Annotated in this window: 10 protein-coding genes; 8 read left to right on the top strand and 2 right to left on the bottom strand. The window is 68.3% G+C overall.

Translation table 11 applies throughout. The annotated features are described in order from the left end of the window. Position 1 precedes the first annotated feature (1 nt). The 7 genes from EDC22_RS01480 to EDC22_RS01450 are packed head-to-tail and all read left to right on the top strand — an operon-like array spanning position 2 to position 8054. The gene (locus tag EDC22_RS01480; protein ID WP_132804824.1) at positions 2 to 1054 is read left to right on the top strand and encodes a branched-chain amino acid ABC transporter permease; all 1053 of its coding nucleotides are present in this window, start codon (positions 2 to 4) and stop codon (positions 1052 to 1054) included. Between the two features lie 57 nt (positions 1055 to 1111). Next, the gene (locus EDC22_RS01475) at positions 1112 to 2305 is read left to right on the top strand and encodes an ABC transporter substrate-binding protein (RefSeq protein ID WP_132804823.1); all 1194 of its coding nucleotides are present in this window, start codon (positions 1112 to 1114) and stop codon (positions 2303 to 2305) included. A 27-nt stretch (positions 2306 to 2332) separates the two neighbouring features. Then, positions 2333 to 3130, top strand: coding sequence for an ABC transporter ATP-binding protein (locus EDC22_RS01470; protein WP_132804822.1), 798 nt, complete (start codon positions 2333 to 2335; stop codon positions 3128 to 3130). Positions 3131 to 3187: 57 nt separating this feature from the next. Then, positions 3188 to 4789 carry a carboxyl transferase domain-containing protein gene (locus tag EDC22_RS01465; RefSeq protein ID WP_132804821.1) on the top strand — a complete coding sequence of 534 codons (1602 nt, stop codon included), beginning with the start codon at positions 3188 to 3190 and terminating at the stop codon, positions 4787 to 4789. 7 nt (positions 4790 to 4796) lie between these two features. Beyond that, complete coding sequence (locus EDC22_RS01460) at positions 4797 to 6794, top strand: acetyl/propionyl/methylcrotonyl-CoA carboxylase subunit alpha (RefSeq protein WP_132804820.1); 1998 nt, start codon at positions 4797 to 4799, stop codon at positions 6792 to 6794. 2 nt (positions 6795 to 6796) lie between these two features. Continuing rightward, positions 6797 to 7273: a MaoC family dehydratase gene (locus EDC22_RS01455; RefSeq protein WP_132804819.1), complete on the top strand. Its 477-nt coding sequence runs from the start codon at positions 6797 to 6799 to the stop codon at positions 7271 to 7273. A gap of 1 nt (position 7274) precedes the next feature. Continuing rightward, positions 7275 to 8054 (top strand): SDR family NAD(P)-dependent oxidoreductase, encoded by a 780-nt coding sequence (locus tag EDC22_RS01450; protein ID WP_132804818.1) that lies wholly within the window; start codon positions 7275 to 7277, stop codon positions 8052 to 8054. Between the two features lie 189 nt (positions 8055 to 8243). On the opposite strand, the gene EDC22_RS01445 is transcribed toward EDC22_RS01450, so the two are convergent. Further along, the gene (locus EDC22_RS01445; RefSeq protein WP_132804817.1) at positions 8244 to 9326 is read right to left on the bottom strand and encodes an Ldh family oxidoreductase; all 1083 of its coding nucleotides are present in this window, start codon (positions 9324 to 9326) and stop codon (positions 8244 to 8246) included. 321 nt (positions 9327 to 9647) lie between these two features. On the opposite strand from EDC22_RS01445, the gene EDC22_RS01440 reads away from it, so the two are divergent. Further along, a complete protein-coding gene (locus EDC22_RS01440) occupies positions 9648 to 10706 on the top strand; it encodes a GntR family transcriptional regulator (RefSeq protein WP_207903662.1) in 1059 nt (352 codons plus the stop codon). A 24-nt stretch (positions 10707 to 10730) separates the two neighbouring features. Here EDC22_RS01440 and EDC22_RS01435 read toward each other — a convergent pair whose 3' ends face one another. Beyond that, positions 10731 to 11261, bottom strand: coding sequence for an NADPH-dependent FMN reductase (locus EDC22_RS01435; protein ID WP_281048257.1), 531 nt, complete (start codon positions 11259 to 11261; stop codon positions 10731 to 10733). Between the last annotated feature and the right edge of the window lie 8 nt (positions 11262 to 11269).

The following is an 11269-nucleotide window of genomic DNA, read 5'->3' as shown; positions in this document are numbered from 1 at the left end:
AATGCTGCCGACCGGAATCCATTTCGAGCGCTACGCCGCAGAGGCGCGCATTCTGAAGACCCGCCGCGCGCAGATCTGGGCGGCAGCCCTCGTCGTGCTGCTGCTGGTCATGCCGCAGTTCGCCGGCAACTACCTGCTCGGCGTGTTCACCCACATGTTCATCACGCTGATGGCGGTCTACGGGCTGTTCGCCACCGTCGGCATGGCCGGCCAGATCAACATCGCGCAGTCGGCCTTCGTCGGCATCGGCGCCTTTGCCGCCGCCAAGCTGTCCGGCTACGGGCTCCCGGTCTTCGTGGTGGTGCCGCTCGCCGCCGTCATCACCGGGCTCGTCTCGATCCTGTTCGCGCTGCCGGCCGCGCGGGTGAAGGGCTTCTACCTGGCTCTGACCACGCTTGCCGCCCAGGTGATGTTCCCGATCATCATCCTGGCGCTGCCGTCGAGCTGGCTCGGCGGACTCGTCGGCATGCCGGTCGAGCCGCTGCGCATCGCCGGGATCCGGCTGTCGAGCCCGACGCAGCTCTACTATTTCGCGCTGATCCTCGTCGCCATCCTCACGGTTGCCGCCTTCAACCTGCCGCGCTCGCGCTTCGGCCGCGCGCTGATGGCGGTGCGCGACAACGACATCGTCGCCGAGGTGATGGGCATCCCGGTGCTGAAGATGAAGATCCTCGCCTTCTTCGCCGGATCGCTGTTCGCCGGTGTCGCGGGTGCCTGCACCGCGTATTTCCTCCAGTTCGTGACGGTGGACAGCTTCACCCTGTTCGACTCGGTCTGGTACCTCGGCATGCTGATCGTCGGCGGCATCCACAGCCCGGTCGGTGCCATCCTCGGTGTCGTCTTCATCACGGCTGTGCAGGAGGGCCTGCACTGGGGCGCGACCGCGATCCTGCACGCCGGCGGTGCCGCCAGCGGCGGCATGCTGTTCGCGCTGACCTCGGTGGCGCTCGGCGCCGCCATCCTCATCGCCCTGATCTTCGAGCCGCGCGGCCTCGCACACCGATGGGCGGTGCTGCGGGCCGCGTTCCAGCTCTGGCCGTTCCCCCGCAACTGACGGCGGGGGGCCGGAGCTCAATCGGGCCGCAAAGGCCCATCACCCGGGAGGACTGCAATGACCCTGAGACGAACGGCACTCGCGGCGGCCTTCCTTGCCGCCACCGCCCTGCCGGCGGCATCCGCCGAATACGTGATGAGCGCCAGCGCCGACTATTCCGGCCCCTTCGCCGATGTGATGCCGAACGCCATGTCGGGCATCAACACCATCGTCGACTGGTGGAACAGGGAGGTCGGCGAAGGCCTCGGCGTCAAGGTGAACGTCAAGATCTATGACATGCGCTACGATCCGGCGGTGATCGCGCGCACCTGGCCGTCGATCCTGGCCTCCGACAAGCCGATCCTGCATCTCGGTTTCGGATCGCCCGACCTCACCACGCTGATGAAGCGTCTTCCCGACGACAAGGTGCCGATGCTGATCGGCACGGCGATGGTCGGCCTCGTGTGGACGCCCGACGGCTGGCACTACTCGATCCGACCGACCTACAGCCACGAGTTCGCCGGCCTGTTCGCCCATCTCCAGGAAAGGAAGGGCGACAAGCTCAGGATCGGTGCCGTCTCGACCCAGACGCTGGCCGGCTTCGTCGATCAGGTGAACGGCATCAAGCATCTCGCCGAGACCTATCCGGACCGCTTCGAGCTGGTCGATACCCAGTGGGTCGAAGCCTCCCCCGTTTCGGTGACGAGCAATGTCCGCGCCCTGGCCGAGAAGGAGCCCGACGTGCTGCTGGTCGGCGGCACGACAGCCCAGGTGATCGCGGTCGCCAAGGCGCTGCAGGAGCTGGGCCTCGACATCCCGATCGTCATGTCGACCCACAACGGTCTTGCCGAAGTGTCGAAGGGAATCAGCCTGTCGGAGCTCGAGGGCTCGATGTCGGCGTTCTCGTTCGCCGCGCCCGGAAAGGCCGAGTTGCCGATCCGCGACGTGTTCGAAGCCAACAAGAAGGATGGCGAATGGGGCACCATCACCGCCCAGTCCGCGGCCCAGGCGATCCTCGCGCTGCGCGTCCTCGAGAAGGCGATCGAGACCGTCGGCGCCGACAACGTCACCGGCGAGGCGATGCGTCAGGCGCTGCTGGACGGGACCTTCACCGAGGCCGACCTGCTCGGCGCCCTGCCGACCGTCGACTTCGACACCTCCGCGCCCTTCCCCATCGGCAAGATCAAGTCGACCGCCGAGATCGTGGTCGGCGGCGAGATCAAGCCGCTCGGCGAGGACTGGATGGACGTGCCCGAGCTGACCAAGTGGTGAGCGCGGGATACTGAGCGGGAGCAGGCGATGGGATTGACCCTGAGCAATGTCGACGTGGTCTATGGCGGCGTCATCCAGGTGCTGCGCTCGACCAATCTGGAGGTGCCGGACGGACAGATGGTGGTGCTGCTCGGCTCCAACGGCGCCGGCAAGACCACGACGCTCAAGGCGATCTCCGGCCTGCTCCACGCCGATCTTGGCGAGGTGACCGCCGGGCGGATCAGCTTCGACGGCGAGGACATCACCAATGGCGATCCCTACGAGATCTTCGGTCGCGGGATCGTCCAGGTGCTCGAGGGTCGCAAGGTGCTTGAGCATCTCACGGTCGAGCAGAACCTGATGGTCGGCGCCCATCGCCGCGCCGACCAGAAGGCGGTGAAGGCCGATCTCGACCGGGTCTTCCACTACTTCCCGCGCCTGCCTGCGCTGATGAAGCGGACCGCCGGCTATCTGTCCGGCGGCGAGATGCAGATGCTGCTGATCGGCCGTGCGCTGATGGCCAGGCCGAAGCTCCTGATCCTCGACGAACCGTCGATGGGGCTGGCGCCGATCCTTGTCGAGCAGCTGTTCCAGATCATCGGCCGGATCCGCCGCGAGGAGGGTCTGACCGTGCTCCTTGTCGAGCAGAACGCGCGCGCGGCAATCGCCCAGTGCGACTACGGCTACGTGATGGACGGCGGCCGGATCGTGCTGCACGGTCCACGCGCCCAGCTCGAGTCCAACCAGGACGTCCAGGAATTCTACCTCGGCTTCTCCGGCGAGGACCGCCGCCGGAATTTTCGCGAGGTCAAGCACTACCGCCGGCGCAAGCGGTGGCTGGGATGAAGGGCCTGCCTGCCCGCCCCGCATGGTCGGCTGCAATGTCGAGCGAAAGGGTACCCGATGGCCGTGCTTGAGAGCCGCTGTGACGTCAACGATCCAGCCTTCCGCGAGAACCGGCGGGTCTATGACGGGCTGATCGCCGACCTGCAGGCAAAATACCAATGGGCGCTGGGCGGCGGCGGCGAGAAGATGATCGCCCGCCATCATGCCCGCGGCAAGATCCTGGTGCGCGAGCGCATCGACCTGCTGGTCGATCCGATGACGCCATTCCTCGAACTGTCGCCGCTGGCGGCGTGGGGGCTCTATGACAACTCGCTGCCGTCGGCCGGCATCGTCACCGGCATCGGCACCATCCGGGGCGTCACCTGCGTCATCATCGCCAACGATGCCACGGTGAAGGGCGGATCGTTCTTCAAGGAAACCGTCCGCAAGCACATCCGTGCCCAGGATATTGCCATCGAGAACCGCCTCCCGGTCGTCTATCTGGTCGATTGCGGCGGCGCCAACCTGCAGAACCTCGAGGACGTCTTCCCTGATCAGGAGCATTTCGGCGGCACCTTCTACCGCCAGTGCCGCATGTCCGCCGAGGGCCTGCCGCAGCTTGCCGCGGTGTTCGGCGAATGCACCGCCGGCGGCGCCTACATCCCTGCGCTGGCCGACGAGTTCGTCATGGTCGCCGGCAACGCCTCGGTCCATCTCGGCGGTCCGCAGATCGTCAAGGCGGCGATCAAGGAGATCGTCGACCGCGACCGGCTCGGCGGCGCCTTCATGCACGCGACCGTTTCCGGCGTGTCCGACCACTATGCCGCCGACGAGCGCGAGGCGATCGCAAAGCTGCGCGACATGGTCGGTGCGCTAAGCTTCCCGCAGCGCCTCCATGGCGACATCCGCCCTCCCCGCCCGCCGCTCTATGATCCCGCCGAGATCCCGGGCATCGTCGGCGCCGACCTGTCGCGCCCCTTCGACCAGCGTGAGATCGTCGCCCGCATCGTCGACGGCAGCGAGTTCCACGAGTTCAAGCCGCTCTACGGCGATACCCTGCTGTGCGGCTTCGCCCACATCGAGGGGCTGCCGGTCGGCATCATCGCCAACAACGGCGTGCTGTTCTCGGAAAGCACGCTGAAGGCCGTCCACTTCATCGAGCTGTGTGACCAGCGCCACGTTCCGCTGTTGTTCCTGCAGAACACCACCGGCTTCATGGTCGGCTCGGACGCCGAGCGCGGCGGCATCTCCAAGCATTCGGCCAAGCTCGTCTATGCCGTCTCCAACACCCGGGTGCCGCGCTACACCCTGGTCACCGGCGGCTCCTACGGTGCCGGCAATTACGGCATGAGCGGACGCGGCTTCCGGCCCCGCTTCATGTTCATGTGGCCGAATGCCCGACTCGGCGGGATGAACCCGGATGTCGGCTCCTCGGTGCTGATGGACCTGCGTCGGGCCTCCATCTCGCGCAATCCCGCCACCGAGGAGGAGCTGGCCGCCTACGAGGCGGAGCTGCGCGCGATGTTCGAGACCAAATCCGATCCCTACTACTGCACCGCCCGCATCTGGGACGACGGCATCATCGACCCGCGCGATACCCGCACCGTGCTGGCGCTTTGCCTGGCGGTCGGAGCGATGCAGCCGCCGCAACCGGGCCCGCGCCCCGTCTACAGGATGTGATGCCGGCATGAGTCCGTTCGCCACCGCCCCACGCCCGATCCGCACCGTCCTGATCGCCAATCGCGGCGAAATCGCCTGTCGGATCATTGCCACCTGCCGGCGCCTTGGCCTGCGCACCGTCGCTGTCTACTCCGACGCCGACGCCGGCGCCCTGCATGTCCGCCTCGCCGACGAGGCGCACCGCATTGGGCCGCCGCCCGCCACCGCCAGCTATCTTGCGGGTCCGGCGATCCTCGCCGCCGCCCACGCGGCCGGTGCCGACGCCATCCATCCGGGCTACGGCTTCCTGTCGGAGAATGCCGGCTTCGTCCGTGCCTGCGAGGCGGCCGGGATCGTCTTCGTCGGACCTTCGGCCGACGCCGTTGCCGCGATGGGCTCCAAGATCGAGGCAAAGCGCATCGCCATCGCCGCCGGCGTGCCGACGGTGCCGGGCTATCACGGCGCCGACCAGTCGCCGGACCGTCTCGCCGCCGAGGCAAAGCGGATCGGCTACCCGGTGCTGATCAAGGCCTCGGCCGGCGGCGGCGGGCGCGGCATGCGCCTCGTCGAGCGGCCGGAGGATTTCACCCCCGCGCTGGAGCAGGCCCGGACCGAAGCCCGCTCTGCCTTCGGCGACGATGCGGTCCTGCTCGAGAAGTTCATCGCCCGCCCCCGTCATCTCGAGGTGCAGGTGTTCGGCGACAGCCACGGCAACCTCGTCCACCTGTTCGAGCGCGACTGCTCGGTCCAGCGCAACAACCAGAAGGTGTTCGAGGAGGCACCGGCGCCAAACGTGCCGGACGTCGCGCGCGCCCGGCTGTTCGAGGCGGCGCTCAGGCTCTGCCGGGCGATCGGTTACAGCTCGGCCGGCACCGTCGAGTTCATCATGGAGGCTGGAGGAGACAGTCCGTACTTTCTCGAGATGAACACCCGTCTGCAGGTTGAGCATCCAGTCACCGAGGCGATCTGCGGTGTCGATCTCGTCGAGTGGCAGCTGCTCGTCGCCGCCGGACTGCCGCTGCCGCTGGCCCAGGACCAGATTCGAGCAAGGGGCCATGCCATAGAGGCGCGCATTGCCGCCGAGCGCCCCGATCTCGGCTTTCAGCCGGCGATCGGCCGCTTCGTCGCGGTCTCGGCCCCTGCCGGCATCCGTTTCGACACCGGGATCGCGGCCGGTACCGAGATCGGGCTACACTACGACAGCATGCTCGCCAAGCTGATCGCCCACGGCCCCGACCGGGCGTCTGCGCTCGCGCGGCTTGAACGCGGCCTCGCCGACCTTGCCGTGCTCGGCCCGGCCACCAACCAGGCGTTTCTGAAGGACTGCGCCACGCGTCCGGCATTCGCCGCCGGCCAGGTGACGACCCGCTTCCTGCCCGAGACCTTTCCCGACGGCTGGCGGCCGGACGCCGGCAAGCTGGCGCACCTGCGGGCGATTGCCTGCGCGATCTGGGCGCTGAACCTGCCGGACGGCGGCACGCCATGGACACGGCGCGACGGCTTCCGGGTGATGGGCGCGCGCCGGCCCGCCTGCCTCGAGCTCGTGCTCGAGGACGAGTTCGGCGAGGCGACCCTCGACATGGCCTGCGGGGTCGGGGGATTCACTGCACTGATCGACGGCCGGACGATCGCCCTCGGTCATCTTCCGCGCTCTGGCGACATCGTGATCGATGGCAGGCCGGTGACGGCGGTCGCCGATGGCGACCTGCTGCACGTTGCGCACGATGGCATGGTCATCGCGGCGCGCATCACGCCGGCGATCGACGTCACCGTTCGCTCCGCGGCCGCCGCCGACGCCGACGGGATGCTGATCGCGCCGCTGCCCGGCCTCGTCACCGCCATCCCGGTCCGCACCGGCGACATGGTTGCCGAGGGCGATCCGGTACTGACCATGGAGGCAATGAAGCTGGTCCACACCCTTTCGGCACCCGTCGCCGGCCGGATCGCGGCCATCCATTGCGCGGTCGGCGATACGGTGGCAGCCAAGGCGGTGCTGGTCGAGATCTCCCACCAATCGGAGGAGTAGCAATGGCGGGATTGTGGTTCGAGGAATTCGAGGTCGGGATGGTGTTCAATCACGAGTGGACGCGCACCATCACCGAGACCGACAACAAGTGGTTCTCGCTCCTGACGATGAACACGCAGCCGCTGCACATCGACTCGCACGCGGCGGCGAACAGCGTCTGGGGCAGGCCGCTGGTCAACAGTCTTTTGACGCTGGGCCTGATGGTCGGCATGTCGGTGAACGACACCACCTTCGGGACCACCATTGCCAATCTCGGCATGACGGACGTGAAGTTCACCCATCCGCTGTTCGAAGGCGACACGATCCACGTCCGCACAACCGTTCTCGACAAGCGCGAGAGCAAGACCCGGCCCGGCGAAGGAATCGTCACGCTCCGCCACGAGGTGTTCAACCAGGACGGCGTCAACTGCGGTTCGTGCGATCGCGCGGCACTGATGCGCAAGCGCCCGGTGGCCGAGACCGGGACACAGGTGGCCTGAGGTGGCGGCCCGGGCGCTCTCCGACAGCTCGGCGCTGGTTGTCGGCGGCACGGCGGGCATCGGCCATGCCAGTGCCGCCGCACTGCTTGCCGCCGGCCTGCCGCGGCTGACGATCGTCGGCCGCAACCAGCAACGCGGCGAGGCGGCCCGTGCGGCGCTCGCCGAACGGTTTCCGCAGGCGAGGATCGCCTTCCGCCGCTGCGATGCACGCGACCCTGACGCCGTGCAGGCGATGACCGATGCCGCAGCGGCGGAGATGGACGGTATCGACGTGCTGGTCTCCTCCGGCGGCGGCGAGCCGATGCCGCGGCTGCTGCACCAGATCGACATCGCAGATATCATGCCGACCATCGAGATGATTGTCGCCGGCATCGTGCTGCCGGCCCGCGCGGTGCTGCCGCACATGATGGCACGCGGCGGCGGATCGGTCATCCTGTTCGCCTCCGACGCGGCCAAGATCGCCACGCCGGGCGAAACGGTGATCGGCGCGGCGATGGCCGCAATCGTGATGTTCGGCCGCGGCATGGCCAACGAGGCGAAGCGCTCCGGGATCAGGGTCAACTGCCTGACACCGAGCATCGTGCGCGGCACGCCGCTCTACGACCGTCTGATGGCCGATCCGTTCTGCGGCCGGCTGTTCGGCAAGGCCGAGACCTTGGCAAGCCTCGGCGTGGTCGAACCGGATGATCTGGCGGCGATGGTGGTGCATCTGGCGAGCCCTGCCTCGGCCCGGATGACCGGCCAGACGATCAGCATCAACGGCGGAATCTCGGCGATCTGACGTTCAAGCGGCGGTCGCGATCCGCACCCCACGCACCGTCAAGCCCGTCCGAACGCGAAGCCGCACCACCAGACTTGGGACGCGTTGCCGGCCTGTGCTGCTGCCCTCCCTGTCCCGGATCGGCCTGCCGGCCGTCCGGAATGGCGGTCCTGGCAGGCCGCTCTCGGAGCGGTGCCGGCCAATCGCTTCTCAGAATGGCAGGTTGACCGCGTACCTCTCCGCCAGCGACCGGAAGGCCGCGACCGTATCCGGGTCGAGCGGAATGCCGAGCCTGTCGCGGCGATGTGCCTCGTCCCACTCGCGGTCGCCGGGCGCCATCACCCGGCCGCCCGGCCGCGCCGGCGAGGCGCGCAGCGCATCGCGATAGCGCCGCATCCGGGCCGCCACCTTGTCGCCCTCGATGAAGGCGTCCGGACGCAGCGCCATGACAAAGGCTCCGAGCCCACGCGGCCGCGACATGTCCGGGTCGTTCATCGGCTGCAGCTCGAAGCTGAGCCCGGCCCCGGTCAGCACCGCGCTGAAGATCTCGGCGAGCCCGGCCAGCCCCGCGCCCTTGTATCCGAAGGCTCCGCCGAGGGGGGCCAGCATTTCGGCGCGGCTGGCATCCACGGTGTCCTCCCCGGCAACCGTTGAGGCGACCCCCTCGGGAAGCTCCCGGCCAAGACTGCGGTAGAGCTTGACGCGGTTGTAGGGGATCGCACTCGTCGCCATGTCGAGCAGCCACGGCTCCTCCCCGGCAACGGGCATGGCACAAGCGATCGGATTGGTGCCGTGGAATCGCGCAGCGCCATCGTGAAGCCGCACCAGGCTGTCGGCATTGCAGGTGGCAAGCCCGAGCATTCCCTGCTCGGCCGCGGCGAGGGCATAGGCGCCGGCCGGCCCGAAATGCGAGCTGCGGGTGATCGCGACGGCACCGATGCCCATGGCTTCGGCGATGCGCACCGCATGGTCCATGGCCGTATAGGCCGCCAGCGCGCCATGGCCGTCATCGGCATCGAGGGTCGCCACCGCCCCCCATTCGCGTACGAGCCGCATCGCAGGCCTGCCGTTGACCCGGCCGCCGGCGATCGCAGCGGCATAGTGCGGCAGAAGGCGGACGCCGTGGCTGTCGACCCCGAGCCGCGAGCCGTGCAGCATGGCCCGCGCGGCTGCTTCCGCGCTCGCCGCATCCGCCCCCGCCGCCGCCAGCACCTCGCGGCAGAAGCGCGCGAGGCGCTCCGAACCGGCGCGCAGCTCCACGGGCCCCTCCGGTATGGACGCCGTGTCGATCATGCCGGATCATCCGCAATGGGCGCGGGCACGCACCCCATGGGATTGATGTCGCTGCCGTGCGGACAGTTCGCGCCTGCCGGCATCATGTCCTACTCTCCCGAACAGGCCGCGCGCACCATTCGCGGGCCACCATGGATGTCCAGTGTGTGCAGTATACATAATTTTCGCTCCGGACAATCCGTGCGATGCGTCGGTTCCGGTGGGAGGCGGCGGCTCGGTCCTTTCCCGGACTTTCCCCTTGCCCGAGAAATGCTCTAGAAATCGGGCCGACTCCCGGGGAGAGAAAATGCCGCCCGAACAAACCGATGGCTGACGGTCGACATGACGGCACTGCGTGACGGCATGGCCCATCGGCGTGGTTGCGACGACACGGCGCCGGAGCCGACCGGTCCGTCCGGCGCTGCGCCGCGTCTCTACGAGCGCGCCTTCGGCATTCTCGCCGACCAGATCGCCGATGGCACGATACCGGCCGGCTCGCGTCTCAACGAATCGCTCGTCGCCGCCCAGTTCGGCATCAGCCGGGCGCCTGCCCGCCGTGCTCTGAAGGAACTCGAACGGCGGGGCCGGGTCGCCAAGGCGCAGGGCCGCGGCTACGTGGTCCTGCAGGCTCCGGCCGCCGCGGCCCGTGTCATCGACGCCGCCGATCGGACCGGCGCGACGCCCGCCGGCGACAGCCGCCTGGTCTCGCTGTCGAGCTGGGAGCGGATCTATGGCGAGGTCGAGAACGAGATCATCGCCCGCATCTCGTTCGCCACGTGGCGCGTCAACGAGGCGGAGCTGGCGCGCTTCTATGGTGTCAGCCGCACGGTCGCCCGCGACGTGCTCGGCCGTCTCCAGCAACGCGGCGTCATTCGCAAGGACGAACGCTCGCGCTGGTATGCCCCCGCGCTGTCGCCGGAGCACATCGGCGAACTCTATGAGCTGCGCGCAATTCTCGAGCCGGTGGCGCTGGTCAAGGCGGCGCCGCGGCTGCCGGGGGGCCTGGCGACGCGGCTACGACTCAATCTGGAGGCAGCGATTGCCGAGGCCGAGACCATCAGCGGCGCGACGCTCGATCGACTCGAGGAGGAGCTGCATGTCGAACTGCTCGGCCATTGCGGCAACCGGACACTCATGCAGGCGATCACGCTGCAGCAGTCGCTGCTGATTGCCCACCGGTTCCTGTACCGTTGGACGCCGCGGCTGTTCGAGCGCGAACCGATCCTGCCCGAACATCTCGACATCGTCACCCATCTCGAGGCCGGCCGCATCGACGCGGCCGCCGCCGCCCTCCGCGAACACCTGCGTATCTCGCATATCCGCGCCATCGCCCGCGTCGATGCCGTCGTCAGCCAGGCGAGGCCCGATCCGCTGCCCTATCTCGAACGGCTGGAGCCCTGAGGGCGGAGCCCGACGACAGGCTCCTCAACCGCGCGCGATCGAGCCGATGAAGGCGCGAATGCCGTCCAGCAGGAACGCGGTGATCGCCTCGTCGGCGAGCCGTCCGTCGACGACCTTGGTGTTGGCGTGGGGAACGATGACCTCCTGCCATACGAAGACCCGCGCCAGCGTCCCGGCGAGGATGTATTTCAGATGGCTCTGCGCCCGGACACCGCCGAGCGCGCCGCCGGAAACCGAGGCGACGAACACAGGCTTGTCCTTGAGCACCGAGGCATAGGCGGGCCGCGAGGCCCAGTCGATGGCGTTCTTCAGGACGCCGGGAACGCTGTAATTGTATTCGGGTGTGACGATCACCAGACCGTCTGCCGCGGCGATCTCCGACTTCAGCGCCAGCACCGCCTGCGGCGGTTCCAGATCGGCGTTGTAGTGCGGCAGCGCACCGATATCGAACCGGCTGGTCGTGGCGACGCCGTGCAGCCGCTCGCAGAGTGTCGCCACGACGGCGGACGATGCGGAAGCTGCCCGGAGGCTCCCGGAAAGGCAGAGAAGATGCATCATGTCGG

Origin of the sequence: Tepidamorphus gemmatus, assembly GCF_004346195.1 — a bacterium.
GTDB lineage: Bacteria > Pseudomonadota > Alphaproteobacteria > Rhizobiales > Tepidamorphaceae > Tepidamorphus > Tepidamorphus gemmatus.
Note: the sequence above shows the minus strand (reverse complement) of the source record. Positions and strands in the feature narration are given on the sequence as shown.